Origin of the sequence: Litorilinea aerophila (assembly GCF_006569185.2) — a bacterium.
Lineage (GTDB): Bacteria > Chloroflexota > Anaerolineae > Caldilineales > Caldilineaceae > Litorilinea > Litorilinea aerophila.
The window spans coordinates 94,057-110,393 of sequence record NZ_VIGC02000015.1; the positions used below are offsets into that span (position 1 = coordinate 94,057).

Below are 16,337 nucleotides of genomic sequence, written 5' to 3' on the forward strand. Positions count from 1 at the left end.
CCATGGATAAACGCATTCAACGTACACTCCTCTTCCTGCTGCCTGCCCTGCTGCTGGCAGGTCTGGCGCTGGCCAACTGCGGCGCGCCTCGGCCCGGAAATACCACCCAGTCGGCCGTCCAGGGGCGTATCCTCCTCTGGCACGCCTGGACCGAGCAGGAAACCACCGTCCTCAACGAGATTCTGGGCCGCTTCAAAGAGATTCACCCAGGCGCCACCATCAAACAACAGTCCTTTGCCAGCCAGGAAGAGTTGCGCCGGGCCTTCGAGGCCGCCGCAGATTCTGGCCTGGGTCCGGACCTGCTGTTGGGGCCCAACGACTGGATCCGTCCCCTGGCGGATCAGGGATTTATCGCCGACATCAGCGGCGAGATCTCCGAGGACATCTTGCAGCGCTACATGGACGCCACCCTGGCGGAAGTCCGCTACGGCGACGGGCTCTACGGCCTGCCCCAATCCCTGAACACCCTGGCCCTCTACTACAACCGCACCATCGTAGACACCCCCCCCAGAACCCTGGACGAGCTCCTGGCCCAGGCCGCCGCCGGCAGGCTGGTCACCATGAGCACCAACTTCTACGACGCCTTTTGGGGCGTGCAGGCCTTTGGCGGCCAGCTCATGGATCAGGAAGGGCGGGTGATCCTGGATCAGGGTGGCTTCGCCAACTGGCTGGCCTGGCTGGAGATGGCCCGGGATGCCCCGGGCATGATCCTGGACACCAACCGGGATGCCCTGCGGACCCGCTTCCTGGAAGGGGGTGTCGCCTACTACGTGGGCGACGCCCGGGAATACCCGGCCATTGCCGAGGCCCTGGGCAGCGACCAGGTGGGGGTGGCCCCCTTGCCGGCCGGCCCCAATGGCCCGGCCGGTCCTTTCCTCAGCGTTCAGGCTTTCCTGTTCAACAGCGCCTCCTCGGCCAACCAGCGCCGGGTGGCCCTGGAAGTGGCCCAGTTTGTGACCAATGCCGAACAGAGCGCCACCCTGATGCGACGGGTGGGCCAGGTCCCGGCCAACGTGCGGGTGCGCATCAACCCCCGGCTCAACCCCGTGGTCAACAGCTTTGCCACCCAGGCCCGCACAGCCGTCCCTGTGCCCAACGTCCCTCAGATGGATGCAGTCTGGCGGCTGGCCGATGATGCCTACGTCAAGGTGTTGGAAGGGGTGTTGGAGCCGGCCGAAGCCGCCGCCGCCGTCACCGCGGCCATCAATGAAGCCAACGGCATCCCGCCCCTGGCCGTGGCAGACTATAGCTGCCCCGGCCCTGGGACCATTCGCCTGGCCCACAGCCTGGACGGCGCCGACGCCCAGGTGGTGGACACCCTGGCTGCCCTCTTCAGCGCCCAATGCCCGGGTACCCAGGTCGAAGTTACCCGTATGTCCCCCTCGGCCTTGCGCAACAGCCTCCAGGCCGGGACAGACGACCGGCAGCCCACCCTCATCCTGGCCTCCCATCTTTGGGTGCCGGAACTGGTGATGGGGGAAGAGATCCGGAACATCAGCGGGCTGGTGAACGGCCAGCTCCTGCAACGCTACCGCCCCTTCGCCGTGGACGGCCTCCGCTACCAGAACGGCCTCTACGGCATTCCAGCCTTCTTCGATGTCTCGGCTCTCTACTACAACCGGACGCTGGTCAACCAGCCGGCCCGGACACTGACGGATCTGCGGACGCAACTGGCCGACGGCATCCCGGTGACCCTGGACATTCGCTTCGACCAGGCCTACTGGGGAGTCGGCGCCTTCGGCGGCCGCCTTTTCGACGCCCAGGGCCAGATCTTCCTGGACGATGGCGGCTTTGCCAACTGGCTGGCCTGGCTGAAGGAATCTCGCCAGGACTTCGGCCTGCGGGTAAGCCAGGACGAAGCGGTCATGAAGAGCGACTTTAAGACCGGCCGCTCGGCCTACTACGTGGGCGGCCCGAACGATCTGGCCGAGCTGCGGGAGGCGTTCCTGGATGGGGCGCTGGGGGTGTCGACCCTGCCCGCGGGGCCGGAAGGGGAAGCCACGCCTTTCCTCTGGGTGACCGGCTACCTGTTTAACGCCGCGGCCAGTGAAGACCAAAGCCGCATGGCCCTGGAATTCGTGAAATATGCCACCCTGCCGGACCGGCAGGCAATGGCCATCCGCATGGCCAGCCAGCTACCCTCCAACGCCAACATCGATCTGGGCCCCTATCCCCAGATCGCGGTCTTCGTGGATGCCGCCCGCTCGGCCATCCTCTATCCGACCTTCCCCCAGATAGAGACGGTCCGGCGGCTGGCTGCCTCGGTCTATCAGGCCGTGTTGATGGAGGGCGTACCGCCGACAGAGGCGGTGGCCGCGGCAGCTGCCGCCCTCAACGAGGCCACCAATCCGGCGGCATCCGGCGGGGGGAGCAGTGACGCCGCCGGCCTGAATGGACCAAGCAACGGCCCTTGAAGCACGGGCTGATTGGATCCACAGGTTTCACAGATGGACAGAGATTTTTCGGAGAAAAGAGTGTGAGTTGGATTTAAGAAGGGAGAAGCGGTGGCTCAAGATCCCCGTTTGCAGGCGCTACTGAATATTTTTGATACCCTGTTTCTGGTGCTGGAGCGGCCGGTGGTCCAGCGACAGCTATTGGCCTTCGTGCTGGTGGTGCTGGTCGCCTGGTACCTCCCCCACCTGCTGAGCCGAATCCTGGCCAGGCTGGCGCCGGCCAAGCCCCGTGCCCCGGCGGCCAGTCGATGGCGGCGCTGGCAGCGCCGCATCTTGCGCTGGGCCCAGGCCGTCCAGTACACCTTCTTCCCGCTGCTGGGCCTCTTGCTGGGCCGGCTCACCATCGACTTCTTCGATGCCAACGGCTGGCGCAACGGGCTCATCGAGCTGTTGCTGCCCCTGTTCTGGCTCCTGCTGGCCTATCGCATCCTGGCAGGCCTGCTCCACGCCGTCCTGACGCCGGAAAACGCCCGGCTCTACAACCGACGTTTCCTGGGCCCGGTCTTTCTCATCCTGGTGCTGGGCATCCTCTCCAGCCGTCTCTCCGGGACCTTCCCCATTGGGGAGATCGAGCTGATCAACCTGCTGGAGACGCCCATCACCCTCACCTCCCTCTTCCGGGCGGCCGTGGTGCTCTACCTTTTCATCGCCCTGGCCTGGATCAGCCGGGACCTGCTCAACCGCTACCTGGCCAGCCGGCCGGATGCGGACATGGGCGCGGCCAGCACCATCATGATCGTCAGCTACTACACCATCGTGGGCCTGGGCATCCTGACGTCCCTGAGCGCGCTGGGATTCAATCTCTCGGCCCTGACCATCATCTTCGGTGGCCTTTCGGTGGGCATCGGTTTTGGCCTGCAGGAGCTGGTGGCCAACTTCATCAGCGGCATCCTGCTTCTCTTCGAGCAGTCCCTGCGCCCGGGTGACGTGATCGAAGTCAGCGGCCAGCGAGGTACGGTTAACCAGCTCCGCATGCGGGCCACCGTGCTGCGCACCATCGACAACGTGGAGATCTTTGTGCCCAACAAGACCCTGCTCACCTCGTCCGTCTCCACCTACACCCACACCGACCGGATCGTGCGCCGGATCATTCCCGTGGGTGTCAGCTACAGCAGCGACCCAACTCAGGTACGGGACATCCTGTTACGCATCGCCCAGAACCACGGCCTGGTCCTGAAAAACCCGGAGCCGGTGGTCTACTTCACCAACTTTGGCGAATCCAGCCTGGACTTCGAGCTGGCCGTGTGGGTGGAATCCCAGAACATGTTGAACGTCCTGAGCGACCTGCGCTTCATGATCTGGCGGGAGTTCGAAAAGAATCAGATCGAGATCCCCTTCCCCCAGCGGGATCTGCACCTGCGCAGCGGCATCCCCTGGGAGGCCCTCGCCGGGAAGCGCCCCCAGGAGGCCCCCCCACCCGACGGCGAAGAGGAGCAGACGGGGCCGGCCAAGCCCAAGCTGCCCAAGGACACCAAGCCAGAGCTGAGCCAGGGTGGGCAAAAGCGAGGCGGGTCCGACGCCCCGGCGGGGAAGCCGGCCGAGGCCGAAACCCGGCCCACGCCCCCGTAGGGCCACCGTTTCATTCAATGTGGACAAAAAATACTCTTCCGGGTTTGGGCAAAAATCGGCTTGTCTCCCCTGGCAATCCCTGCTATGATCCCGGCGGGCACGGCAGGAGAGCCTGCCGCGCCGGGTAGCACTGATAGGCGACCGATTCCCGCCACAGATGGGAGGCTCATCTCCCAAATGGGTGCGAACCTGTTCGGTTCCCTGCGAAACCGGGGCGGGTAGCGCACATTGGTGGCAGATGAGCCGATGGCATTGTGTCACGACGGAATGAGGGAGAACATGATCAAGCGTGAACCGGTGAAGAACAGCGACCAGGTAAAAGTAACCTTCGTGGTTCCCCACGACCCCGCTCAGGGAGCCATCTACGTCGTCGGCGACTTCAACGACTGGGACACCACGGCCAACCGCCTGATCCGACGCAGCAACAACACCCGCAGCGTGGCCCTGCGCCTGCCCACGGGCCAACGCTTTGCGTTTCGATACTACAGCGAAGATGGTCAGTGGTTCAATGAACCGGACGCCGACGCCACAGAACCCAACGAATACGGCAGCGTCAACTCCATCCTGCTGACCTGAAGCACCTGATACAAGGCCCGGCCATCCAACCCAGACCAGGGGGAAAAATGACTCCCCGGCAAAAAGGGCATTTTTGAACGCAAAGGCGCAAGGGCGGAAAGAAGCGCAGGAGAGAATCACTCGAATCAGCGTTCATCTGCGTGGCTCAGCGTCCTCATTTGACCTTTGTGCAGTAGAGCCCAAAATAGTCCCGGAAAAACCGGAAAAAGAGGTCACGGCCATGCCCTTCGATCCCTCTGTATTGCGCCCCAATCCAGAGCTCCGCGCGACTATCCTGCAGATCCTGGAAGCGGGGCTCAAGGCCGTCGATCCGGCCGCGGCCACCCGGCGATTCCTGCAACGGGAGGGCCACCGCCTCACCGTGGCCGGCCGCACCTACGACCTGGACCGGTACCGCCACATCTACGTCATCGGCGCGGGCAAAGCCGGCGCGCCCATGGCCCAGGCTGTGGAAGCGGTGTTGGGGGACAGGCTGACAGGTGGCCTGGTGGTGGTCAAGACCGGCCACGCCGGCCCGACCCACACGGTGGAGCTGGTGGAGGCCAGCCATCCCCGCCCGGACGAGGCCGGCGTGGAAGCGGGCCGGCGCATCCTGGAGCTGGCCCAATCAGCCGGCGAAGAGGACCTGGTCATCGCGCTGCTTTCGGGCGGCGGGTCTGCCCTGCTGGTGGCCCCCGCGGAAGGGCTGACCCTGGCCGACATTCAGGCCATGACCGATGCCCTGCTGGCCTGTGGCGCCACCATCAACGAGATCAACTGCCTGCGCAAACACTGCAGCGCCGTCAAAGGCGGCCAGCTGGCCCGGGCCGTCTACCCGGCCACCCTGGTCACCCTGGCTTTGAGTGATGTGGTGGGCAGTCCCCTAGACGTCATCGCCAGCGGACCCACCGTGCCGGACAGCAGCACCTGGGCCGACGCCTGGGCCATTGTGGAGCGCTACGAGCTGGCCCAAAAGCTCCCCCGGCCGATCCTGGCCCGGCTGGAGGCCGGTCTGGCCGGCCAGATCCCAGACACGCCCAAGCCCGGTGATGCCGTCTTTGAGCGCTGCCAGACTGTGGTGGTGGCGGACAACCGCACCGCAGCCCTGGCGGCCCGAGCCCAGGCCCAGGCCTTGGGCTTCCACACCCTCCTGCTCAGCACCTTCGTGGAAGGGGAAGCGGCCCAGGTGGCCCGGGTGGTGGCCGCGCTGGGCAAGGAGATCCGCGCCAGCGGCGAGCCGGTCCAGCCGCCCGCCTGCCTCATCCTGGGCGGTGAGACCACCGTCACCCTGGGGCCGGAGCCGGGCCAGGGCGGGCGGAACCAGGAGCTGGCCCTGGCTGCGGCCGTGGCCCTGGCCGGCACCCAGGGCATCACGGTGGTCTCCCTGGCCACCGACGGCACCGATGGTCCCACCGACAGCGCCGGCGGCCTGGCCGATGGCGCCACCGTGGCCCGGGGCCGCGCCGCCGGCCTGGACGCGGAGGCCCATCTGCGCCGCCATGATGCCTACCCCTTCCTGGCAGCCACAGATGACCTGTTGCGCTCTGGGCCCACCCAGACCAACGTCAACGACCTGATCTTTGTTTTTGTCACGGGGTAGCGTCTACAAAAAGGGGAGGTCGGTTCTCGTAGGTGCGGTCTCTGGCCGCACGGTTTCGCCGGGCCCGGGCGGGTGAAGGGGTAGCCAGGTTTCGTAGGGATGGGACCCCGTGCCCCCCGATGGCGCCGGCGCCCCCCAGATCCGGCCACCTCCGGCGGGCCGGAGACCCGCCCTACGTTTCCGTGGCATCCAATCGGGACGGATGGCCCCCCCGTGCCGTAGGTGCGGTCTCTGGCCGCACGGTTTCGCCAGCCCCGGGCGGGTGAAGGGACGGCGACGGCTGGGGGACGAAAAATTTTTCACCCCCTACGTGTTGCGCCTACAGGTAGTGGACGGTGCTGGTGCCGTTGACCCGCTCCACCCGGATGAGGTGTTGGGTCGCCTGCTCGAAGGTATCGTCGTGGCTGATGACGAAGAGCTGGCGGAAGCCCCGCACCTGGAGGATCTGCTGGGCCAGGGCGGAGCGGCGGGCCTCGTCCAGGTTGGCGGTAGGCTCGTCGAAGAAGGCCACGTCAATGTTGCTCATCTCCCGCAGCAGGGCCAGGCGCACCGCCAGGGCCGCGCTCATCTGCTCGCCGCCGGAAAGTTGGGCAAACTCCCGCTCGTGGCCGTCCACCTCCAGGGTGATGCCGTAGTCCTTGGTCCAGGCCAGGTGGCGGGTGTAGTCCTGCATGATCTCCCCGAAGATCTGGGCCGCGCCCTCCCCGATCTGGCGCACCAGGGCTTCGGTGATGAATGGCCCCGCTTCCCGCAGCAGTTTGCGCAGCGTCTCCAGGATCTCCCGCAACCTGGCCAGATGGGCCCGCCGGTCGGCTGCCTCCTGCTGCTGGGCTTCCAACGCGCGCAGTTCCTGAATCTGGGCCTCGTCGTCCGCCTGCTGTCGGGTCAGCAACTCGATGGCCGTCTGCAGGCTCCCCAGCTCTTGCCGGAGTTCCTGCTCCTCCACGCCCAGGGCTTGAAAGTGCGCTTCATCGAACTGGCTTTGCACCGCCTGAAGACGGGCAGCCGTGTCCGCCCGCTCTGCCAAAAGGCGCTCTCGGGTTTCTTCCAGCGCCTGGATCTGGGCCTGGCGTTCCTCCACCTGTTGCGCCAGCCTGCGATTGGCCAATACCACCTCGTATGCGGCCGCGAACGTCCGCAACTGGGCCGCCACTTCTGCCAGGGCGTCATCCAGACCGGCGAACGCCTGGAGTTGGGCCTCCAGGTCCGCCAGCTCCTGTTGCCGGGCCGCAAGCTGCTCTGACACCGTTGCCAGGTCCCGGGCCACCTGATCGGCCCGGGCTGCCTGGGAGGCAGCCACAGCCTGGCGCTGGCGGGGATCGCCCAGGGCCTGCAGCTCTGCCGTCAGGGCTTCCACCTGGTCGGCCGCCTGGGCCAGTTCAGTCACCCGGGCCTGGGCCGTGGCGACTGCCTCCTGGCCGGCCTGGATCTCCTGTTGCACTTCGGCCAGTTCGGCCGGCCTGGGCAGGCGTTGGAGGGCTTCCTGGAGCTGGCGCAGCCGGGCCTCCTCGGCCTGAAGCGTTTGCCGGGCGTCCCGCCCCTGCTGCTGCAGCCGGGAATACTCCTGGCGCAGGCTATCCAGCCGGGCCTGGTTGCGGCTCAGGAGCTGCTCCCGGTGCTCGGGGGTCAGCGGCTGTTCACAGACGGGACAGCGGGCTGTGGAAGCCTCGGCCAGGGCCTCGTTCTGGCGGCGGATGGGGTCGGCCTCGGCCTGGCAGCGGGCTTGCTCCTGGCGGATCTCATCCAGCTGCTGGCGAAGGGCTTCCAGCCGGGCCTCCAACTCCCGCCGTTGCTCCTCCAGGGCTTGGGCCTGGGCCAGTTGTTGCTCCAGTGCGGCGGCCCGGGCCTGGAGTCGATGGAGGCGCTCCGTCTGGCGGTCCACCTCAGCGCGGGCATCCTCCAGGCGAGCCAGTCGCTGTCGGGCGGCTGCCAGGGCTTCCTCCAGGGCGGTCTGCCGGGCGACGGGTTCCTGCAGGGCGGCCAGGGTGGCCTGGGCCTCGGCGATGGTCTCCTGTTCCTGCTGCAACAGTTGCAGGCGCACCGCCAGCTGGCCGCGGAGATTTTCCAGCCGGGCACAGCGATCTCGCAGGGCCTGGCGGGCCTGCACCTGGGCTTCCAACTCCTGCTGGTGGGCCTGGGCAGCCAGGTAGCGGTCGTGGTCGGCCTGGTGAGTCTGCACCAGGGTCCGGGCGGCCTCAGCTTCAGCGTGGGCCTGGCGGGCCCCGGCCAGCTGTTCTTCCACACCCTGCAGGCGTTGCTCCGCCTGGGCCAGCTGCTGCTGGAGGCCAGTCAGCTCATGGCGCACGGCCTCCAGCCCGGCCCGCTGGGCAACCACCGTTTCCAGCCGGGCCTGGGCCTCCGCCAGGCGCTGTTGCCGCTGCTGGATCTCCTGGCGCCGTTGGGCCATGGCCTCCGTCAGCGCCGGCAGCCGGGCAAGCTGGCTCTCCAGCCCGGCCAGGGTGACATCCAACTCGGACATGCGTTGCCCCAGCCGCTGGAGGGGCTCCAGCAGCCGTTCGAAGGTGCGCTGGTACTCTTCCACCCGCAGCAAACGGTCGAAGATGCCCTTGCGCCTGGCCGGCGTCTCTAGAAAGGCGGCGGTGAAGGTGCCCTGGGAGACGCCCACCGCATCGGCGAAGAGGGACGCCAGGTCGGTGTCCCCTTCCACGCCCAGGTGGTGGCGCAGGAAGCTCAGCACGTCGGCCTTTCCCTCGCAGATGCGCGCGTCCAGCTCGGGGTCGTAGAGGTAGTGCTGTCCGCTGCTGCCACAGCGCCGGACCACCTGGTAGACGCGCTCGTCCACGTCGCTGCGGAAGGTGACTGTGACGGAGGCGCCTTTGGCGCCCGCCCGAACGAAGTTGCTCTGGGTATAGGGCAGATAGTCGAAGAGGGCGAAGCCGATGGCTTCCAGGATGGTGCTTTTGCCGGCGCCGTTGTGGCCGACGATGGCATTGACGCCTTCGGCGAACTCTACCCGGCAATCTTCGTAGCTCTTGACGTTTTCCAGGTGCAGGGAAAGGATCTGCATAGCGGTTCAGGCGGGGTCGGGCGTGTCGGCGGCCTGGCCCTCAGGGGATGGGTCCTTGGGAGAGGGCTCGGCCGCGGGCGATTCGGCGGCCATCGTGTCCAGGAGGCGGACCCGATGCTCCAGTTCGTCCAGCAGCACGTCGGGATCCACGCCGTCCAGGGCCAGCTGCTTCAGGCTCACGGCCAGCCCTGCCCACGCTTCACTCTGGGGCTGAAAGCGGGCATCCCGGTTCAAGAGACCGGCCAGAACCTGCCGCTCCAGCTCGGCCCGTCCCAGCCCTTCGGTCGGCGCCACCCCATACTCGGCCCCGCGGGTGGTATTGCGCAGCAACACTTTCAGGGGCGAGAGGGTTTCGTGGACCATGGATTCCAGGCGGGCCAGGTCCAGCGCGGCGTGGTCGAAGGGAAGCACGCCGGTGAGCAAGAATTCCACCACCGGCTGTGGGCTGCCGGGAGTCAGGTCGCGCGCTTTGCGGGCCAGCAGCTCCTGGCAATGGTCCATCAGGGCCTCGGGGGTAGTGTGGAGGTCCGCCTTGACGGTCAGGCGCAGGAAGGGGCGGCGGGGGTTGGCGCAGAGCCGGGCCTGGTGTTTGGGCCCCTCCGTCTGCTTTGTGTTCACATCCACCAGGTAGTACCCCCGCTCCGGCCAGGCGGCCTCCGCCACGGAACAGGTCTCCGGGCTGCCGGGGTTGTAGATCCAGTCGTCAAAATCGAAGGGCTTGTGGATGTGCCCCAGGGCCAGGTAATCCACATGGGGGCGCAGGACGGACCACTGGCGGACGCTGAGGCCACCTGCCTGGTTGGCCAGCACCCCTTCCACGCCGGCGTGGGCCACAAAGATGGTGTACTCCACACCGTCAGATGGTGCAGCGGCCAGGGCTTCGGCGTAGCTTTCCACCGCCCGGGCCGTGCTGGCGCCGCAGTAGCCCAGGCCGTAGACCCGCACCCCCGGCACCGGGTCGAAGTAGGCGCCGTGGCGGCTGGTATAGGGCTTCAGCCGGACGGCTCCCTCGCTGAATTCGGGTGTGAGCAGGATCAGGAGCTCCCGGAGGGCAAGGAACTCCATCCAGCCGATGTGCTCCTGGAAATAGGCCCGCTCGTGGTTTCCCTCCACAGCAATACACGGGATATTGGCAGCGGCCAGCCGTTCCAACCCGCGCATGGCCTGGTTCAGGGTGAGGGCATCGATGGCGCGCTTCTGGAAGAGGTCGCCGGCGAGGATGACGAAGTCCACCTCTTCGGCCACAGCCGTATCGATGATGGAGAAGAAGGCCCGGGCGAAGTCGTTGTAGCGATCCCGGCTGTTGTACTGCCAGTAGCCCAGGTGACAGTCGGCAAAGTGGAGAAAGCGGGTCTGCATAGCTGGTGCGTCTAGTCCTCGTCTACCAGAACGATGCTCAGGACCGTGCTCACCACACTGATGACGATGCCGCCCAGCAGCGCCGGCACGAATCCCTGGACCACAAAACGCCCGCCGGAGAGGTAGCTGGTCAGCATCAACATCAGGGCGTTGACCACAAAGGTAAAGAGGCCCAGGGTGAGCAGGTAGAAGGGACAGGTGAACAGGGCCACGATAGGTTTGATGAGGGCGTTGACCAGGCCGAAGATCAGGGCCACGATCAACAGGCTGACGGCGTCGCTTTCCACAGCGATGCCGCTGACCAGGCGAGCCGCCACCCACAGGGCCGCCGCATTGATGACGAGCCGGAGGACCAGACGGGACATGGGATGACTCCTTCCATAGGCCGCAGCAGGGCAACCACGTTGAACTGACTTGGGCCATGGCGCCAAAGGCAGCGCGCCAGGGCTGCGCATGTTCGTACAGCGATGTAACCGGCCATCCCGGCTCGTCTAGGGAGCGGATGGGGCCGATGGGGTGATCGGCGCCCCGTCGATGCGGCGCCGCATGGTGAGCAGGGTCTGCTGGCGTCGAAAGCCAAAGCTTTCACAGACGGCCAGGGCCGCCTCGTGCTCCTTGTTCAGGCTGATCTTCACCGGCCATTTGGGATAGGCCTGCAGGGTGGCCAGGGCCCATTGGAGCATGGGCTGTTCGTAGCGGCCATAGTTTTCCGGCCGGGCCCACAGGTTGATGGTATGGGTCCCGCGCCACCGTTGGGCGGTCAGGATCAGGGCCGCCTCAAAGCGGCGGGTGGTCTGGATGGAGCGCCGATAGATGCGTTGGCGGCCCAGGGTTCGCCACAGCCACTCCAGGAACAGTTGCTCCAGGTTGGGCTGGAAGTCGCTACGGCGCAGGGCACGCCACCACTGGGCCTGACCGTTGAGCTGATGGCTGGCCAGCTCGAAAAGGGGTTGCCAGTGATGGGCGGAAAACGCGCGGAAGTTGGGAATTGGCTCCGGGAAGGGAACCGGCGGCACCCGGTCCAGGCGGAGTTCCACCGTACCGCCCACCTCCTCGAAGCCCAGGTGTTCGTAGAGGGTGCGGGCCACCTGGTTTTGTTCATACACCTGAAGGACGGCCCACTGGCCACCGCACTCGGCGATGTGGTCCAGGGCCCGCTGCATGAGTCTGCGGGCAATCCCGCGGCCACGGAATTGGGGCGAGACGGCCACGTTGGCGATCTGCCATCGGTTGCCGTAGCGGTCGGCCCGCTGCACGGTGACGTTGCCCACGATCCGGCCCCTCTCCAGCCAGACGAAGCCGCCGAAGAGGTCGTCGAACTCGCCCGTGCTGCGGCTCAGGAGCTTCAGCAGGCCACTCACATGGCTCATGATGCGCATCTCGCGCAGGGCCGCCAGCCCCCGGGGATCCAGCTCGTCGGTGAAGGCGTCGGCAATCAGCTCGGCCACGGGGCGCAGGTCCCGGCCGATGTCGAAGGGACGAATGCCCGTCTGGAGCTCCTTTTGGAAACAGCCGGGGGCAGCGTTGATGGCCGTCATATCATATCCGTCAAGAAAATCTGCTCTGAACCAGGATAGTGGCCCGCCCTCTGGGGGAACGGACGCCGGAGTGTGCCGGCGTCAGGCAGCCACCCGCACCAGCGCTGGCCGCAAGACCCGGCCCTTGTACTCATAGCCGGCCCGGACGACCTCGATAATGTGGCCACTCTCCACGGTGTCCGAGGGCTCGCTGCTGATGGCCTCGTGACGGTTGGGATCAAAGGGGCCGCCATCGGCCACCACGGTGACCCCCTCATCCTGCAGGATGGAGAGCAGCTTCTTTTGAATCTGGCGGAAGCCTTCCAGCCACGCCTGTTGGGCTTCGACCGTGGCCGCCTGCCCACCCTCCAGGGTAGCGGATGCGTTCTGGAAGGCCAGGTCGAAGTCGTCCAGAATGGGCAGGAGGCGCTTGATCAGGTTGGCGTTGGCCCGTTCGATCTCGTCGGCCAGCTGCTTTTCCTGGCGACGGCGGCTGTTCTGGAATTCTGCCACCGTCCGCTGCAACTGGTCCAGATACTCGTCGGCCCGGGCCTGGACGGTGGCCAGCTCTTCCCGCAGGCGCGCCACTTCGTCCCCTTCCGCTTCGGCGGAGGTGCCGTCGGAGCCGATGGTGGACTCGGCCACAGGCGCAGGGAGGGCCTCTTCGCCTTCCCCTTCACGCCCCTGGACCTGGGCCTCCTCCTGGCCGAGGCCGTTCCCCCCCGCGGAAGCCTCCGACGGGGCATTGCCCTGTGCCATGGGCTCTTCGGCCCCTGGGGCACCAGCCGTCGGCTTGCCGTTCTCGTTCTGTTCTGTCCAGTTTTTCTCTGCCATATTTTGTCCGGTCATCTTTTCGTTTGTTTGATAATTGCCCGTCTGGTTCCTGGTGTCCATGTCCATCCCATCCATGACAACCATCTCCAGGTCAATCCCAGAGCCAATCCCAGGTAGGGGACCATGTCACAGTCGGAACCTCCCGAGCAGACGGTGCCCCTCCTGGGATTTCACCCCCAATGGGGGACACATCCACCAAGTCCTCTATCACCAAGTCCTCTATGAAGACCTCTGCCAGATCAATGTCAGATCGACGCTAGATCTGTGTTTGAAGTGTGTATAACCTGTGTATGCGCTGGCCAGATGTCGCCGTCCCTTCGCCCGCCTGGGTGTGGCACCATCGGGCGGGTCCGTGAGCCGCTCCTAGCCTCCCGCTAGGACGAAGGGCCGTAGATCTCCTCCACGATCTCGCTCATCAGGGTGGCCACGAATCGGACCGCGCCGATGGTGCGGCCATAGGACATGCGCAGGGGGCCGATCACCCCCAGCACGCCGGTCGCCCGGTCGTTGACGCCGTAGCGCCCCAGTACCAGGCTGATGTCCCGCAGTTGGGCAAAGCGTCCATCGCCGGAGATGACCACATGGATGTCGGCATTGTCGTCGCCGTATTCATCCATGATCTGCTCCAGCCAGGAGCGCTCTTCCAGCACGTGGACAATGCGCCGGGCATTCTCCCCTTCAGCAAATTCGGGTGCCTCCAGCACCTGGACCAGGCCGTCCCGGTAGATTTCACCATCGATCTGGCGGTCGATGCGCTGCATGATGTCCCGCACCAGGAGCGCGACCTGCTGGGCAAAGGGGGTCAGGCTGGCGTACCGCTCGCCAATGGCCTGGACATTGGCCCCGGCCAACTGGTCGTTGAGCTCGTTGCTGATGCGGCTCAGCTCGTGCTGTTCCATGGGCTCGTCCAGGTCCAGCAGTTGCTGCTTCACCGTGCCTTCCTGCAGGACCAGGATCAGGAGCACCTTGGTGCCGTGGATGGCCACCAGCTCCAGGTGTTTGTAGCGGCTATTGCTGGCCCGGGGTGCGGTGGCCACGGCCGCGTTTTGGGCGGTGCGCGCCAGCACGGCCGTACTCAGGCGCAGCCACTGGTCCAGATCCTGGCGCACCTGCCGGAACTGGATGCGGATGTTGCGCCGCTCCGCCGATGGTAGCTCCGGGTCGAACATCAGGTTGTGCACGAAGAACCGGTAGCCGGCATCGGTGGGAATGCGCCCGGCGCTGGTGTGGGGATGGGTCAGGAGCCCTTCCCGCTCCAGCGCGGCCAGGTCGTTGCGGATCGTCGCCGAGCTGACGCCCAAATCGTAATTCTGGGCGATGGTGTTGCTGCCCACTGGCTGAGCCGAGCGGCAGTATTCCTGAACGACGATGCGCAACAGCTCCCGCTGGCGCTCGGTTAAACGGTCCGCATCCATTGTGGTTGGTTGTAACTCCTTGCCGGCATGCTCGGCCGGTTCGCGTCCCCGTCTCATTCTGTGACTCTAACGGCAAAAACCACAGATTCAGTCTTTCGCGATGGTTACCCATTGGCGGAGTGAGCATTCTCAGGTGCCGACTCCGCGTCGAAACCGTGAACGAGTCGAAATCGTGAACGACTGAAACTAGCCTCAGGCCACCAGTACAGTCTGGCGTAAGGACCACGGCAGAAATTCCGGGTGCCCTTTGGGCGCACTCCCTCTGGTGGAAACGCTCGGCAAATTTCTGCCGGGATCGACTAGCACTCCAACAGACCGAGTGCTAAAACTTCTCCTTTTTTAATCATATCACTTGCCACGCGCGCATGTCAAAGGATGGCGCGCCACGGGTATGTCCCCAGTCATCTGGCGGATGGATGGACCACGGTTGAATGGGGTCCTACCCGACGGAGAGGATGGCCTGGGAATGGCCGGGGAAGGCTCGAGTCAAAACGCAGGGGTCAGTAGGCGTTCCGGTCGGTATTCAAGATCCACTGGATCACGGTCCGGATCAGGATTTTGATGTCCAGGGCCAGGGACCAGTTCTCGATGTACCAGAGGTCGTACTTGGTCCGCTCCAGAATCGAGGTATCCCCGCGGAGGCCATTGACCTGGGCCCAGCCGGTCATGCCGGCCTTCTCCCGGTGGCGATCCATGTAGCGGGGGATGCTCTGGCGGAACTGCTCCACGTAGACCGGGCGCTCCGGCCGGGGGCCCACCAGGCTCATGTCGCCGATGAGGACGTTGATGAGTTGGGGCAATTCGTCGATGTTGAAGCGCCGCATGATGGTGCCCAGCTTGGTGCGCCGGGGATCGTCCGGCGTCGTCCATCCAGGCCCATTGGCCTCGGCGTCCTGGCGCATGGAGCGGAACTTGATCATCTTGAAGGGCTTGGCATCCAGCCCCATGCGCTCCTGGATGTAGAAGACCGGCCCGGGGCTATCCAGCTTGATGAGCAGCGCGGTGAGAAGGAGGAAGGGGCTCAACAGGACCAGGCCCACGGCGCTGACCACGATGTCCATGCCCCGCTTCAGGGTCAACTTCCAACCCTGCAGCGCCACATCCCGGATGGTGAGCAGGGGCAGGCCGCCCAGATCGCCGATGTTGACTTCGCTGGCCATGATCTGGAAGACGTCCGGGAAGACGCGGATGCCCACCTTCTCCCGCTCGCAGAGGCTGATGATGCCCACCAGTTCCTGGTGGCTGGCTTCGGGCAGCCCCACGATCACCTCATCCACGTTGTAACGTTCGATGATCCAGGGCGTGTCGATGATGTTGCCCAGCACAGGCACGCCCAGGATGGTCTGGTGGCGCTCTTCCGGTCCGTTGGTGACGATGCCCACCACCTGATAGCCCAGCTTCTTGTTCTGGATGAGCTTTTGCAGCAGCATGCGGCCCACTTCGCCGCTGCCGATGATGAGCACCCGGTCGTCGCCGATGCCCCGGGCCTGGGCCCGCCACTGAACCTGGGCGTGGAGGGTGCGTACCAGGGTCATGGCGAGGATGTTGATGCCCAGGGCGTAGGCGATGAAGGAGCGGTGGTACTCAAAGTCCCGCAGCCCCAGGGTCAACAGGGCTACGGTGATGAGGGTGGTGAAAACGTTGTAGAGGAAGATCTTGATGAATTCGTCCAGGTGGCTGATCAGCCGGCGGCGCTGATACATGCGCTGCCAGAAGAAGGTGATGACCATCACCACCGAGTAGACAGTGGGCAGGGGCCAGAATTCCAGAAAGGGGCCGATGATGACGTCTGGATTCCGGTCCAGCAGGGTGTGGGCCAGGAAAAAAGAAAGCCAGGTGCAAGCCAGGTCCAGGATCACCAGCGCCAGGACAAAGAAAAACTGCGGCCGCTTCATCAGGAGAGGCCGCTGCCCTCGCCGGGCTCGATATTCCTCGTAGCTGGTAACCTCAGTAAGACTTTGCTGCATACGAGCGTACGCTAACCGTTAAACCCGTGTATCGCGAAAT

11 protein-coding genes are annotated in these 16,337 nt (G+C 65.5%); 4 read left to right on the forward strand and 7 right to left on the reverse strand.

Annotated features, from left to right (window positions below):
* Nucleotides 1-2: 2 nt before the first annotated feature.
* From FKZ61_RS13065 to FKZ61_RS13080, 4 genes are all read left to right on the forward strand, one after another.
* Nucleotides 3-2,414, forward strand: coding sequence for an extracellular solute-binding protein (locus FKZ61_RS13065; RefSeq protein WP_229964246.1), 2,412 nt, complete (start codon nt 3-5; stop codon nt 2,412-2,414).
* A gap of 90 nt (nt 2,415-2,504) precedes the next feature.
* Nucleotides 2,505-4,022, forward strand: a complete 1,518-nt coding sequence (locus FKZ61_RS24310; protein ID WP_141610561.1) for a mechanosensitive ion channel family protein — start codon at nt 2,505-2,507, stop codon at nt 4,020-4,022.
* A gap of 279 nt (nt 4,023-4,301) precedes the next feature.
* Complete coding sequence (locus FKZ61_RS13075; protein ID WP_170199665.1) at nt 4,302-4,598, forward strand: isoamylase early set domain-containing protein; 297 nt, start codon at nt 4,302-4,304, stop codon at nt 4,596-4,598.
* A 220-nt stretch (nt 4,599-4,818) separates the two neighbouring features.
* On the forward strand, nt 4,819-6,177 hold the full coding sequence (locus FKZ61_RS13080) for a glycerate kinase type-2 family protein (RefSeq protein WP_141610563.1): 1,359 nt from the start codon (nt 4,819-4,821) through the stop codon (nt 6,175-6,177).
* A 319-nt stretch (nt 6,178-6,496) separates the two neighbouring features.
* Here FKZ61_RS13080 and FKZ61_RS13085 read toward each other — a convergent pair whose 3' ends face one another.
* From FKZ61_RS13085 to FKZ61_RS13115, 7 genes are all read right to left on the reverse strand, one after another.
* Complete coding sequence (locus FKZ61_RS13085; RefSeq protein WP_141610564.1) at nt 6,497-9,205, reverse strand: AAA family ATPase; 2,709 nt, start codon at nt 9,203-9,205, stop codon at nt 6,497-6,499.
* A gap of 6 nt (nt 9,206-9,211) precedes the next feature.
* Nucleotides 9,212-10,564, reverse strand: a complete 1,353-nt coding sequence (locus FKZ61_RS13090) for a metallophosphoesterase family protein (RefSeq protein WP_141610565.1) — start codon at nt 10,562-10,564, stop codon at nt 9,212-9,214.
* Between the two features lie 11 nt (nt 10,565-10,575).
* On the reverse strand, nt 10,576-10,929 hold the full coding sequence (locus FKZ61_RS13095) for a phage holin family protein (RefSeq protein WP_141610566.1): 354 nt from the start codon (nt 10,927-10,929) through the stop codon (nt 10,576-10,578).
* A gap of 126 nt (nt 10,930-11,055) precedes the next feature.
* Nucleotides 11,056-12,102 (reverse strand): GNAT family N-acetyltransferase, encoded by a 1,047-nt coding sequence (locus tag FKZ61_RS13100; protein WP_141610567.1) that lies wholly within the window; start codon nt 12,100-12,102, stop codon nt 11,056-11,058.
* A gap of 81 nt (nt 12,103-12,183) precedes the next feature.
* Entirely contained in the window at nt 12,184-12,915 is a 732-nt protein-coding gene (locus FKZ61_RS13105; protein ID WP_170199667.1) for a nucleotide exchange factor GrpE, read from the reverse strand.
* Between the two features lie 374 nt (nt 12,916-13,289).
* Entirely contained in the window at nt 13,290-14,330 is a 1,041-nt protein-coding gene (gene hrcA / locus FKZ61_RS13110; protein ID WP_229964242.1) for a heat-inducible transcriptional repressor HrcA, read from the reverse strand.
* Nucleotides 14,331-14,830: 500 nt separating this feature from the next.
* Nucleotides 14,831-16,297 (reverse strand): undecaprenyl-phosphate glucose phosphotransferase, encoded by a 1,467-nt coding sequence (locus tag FKZ61_RS13115; RefSeq protein WP_141610570.1) that lies wholly within the window; start codon nt 16,295-16,297, stop codon nt 14,831-14,833.
* Between the last annotated feature and the right edge of the window lie 40 nt (nt 16,298-16,337).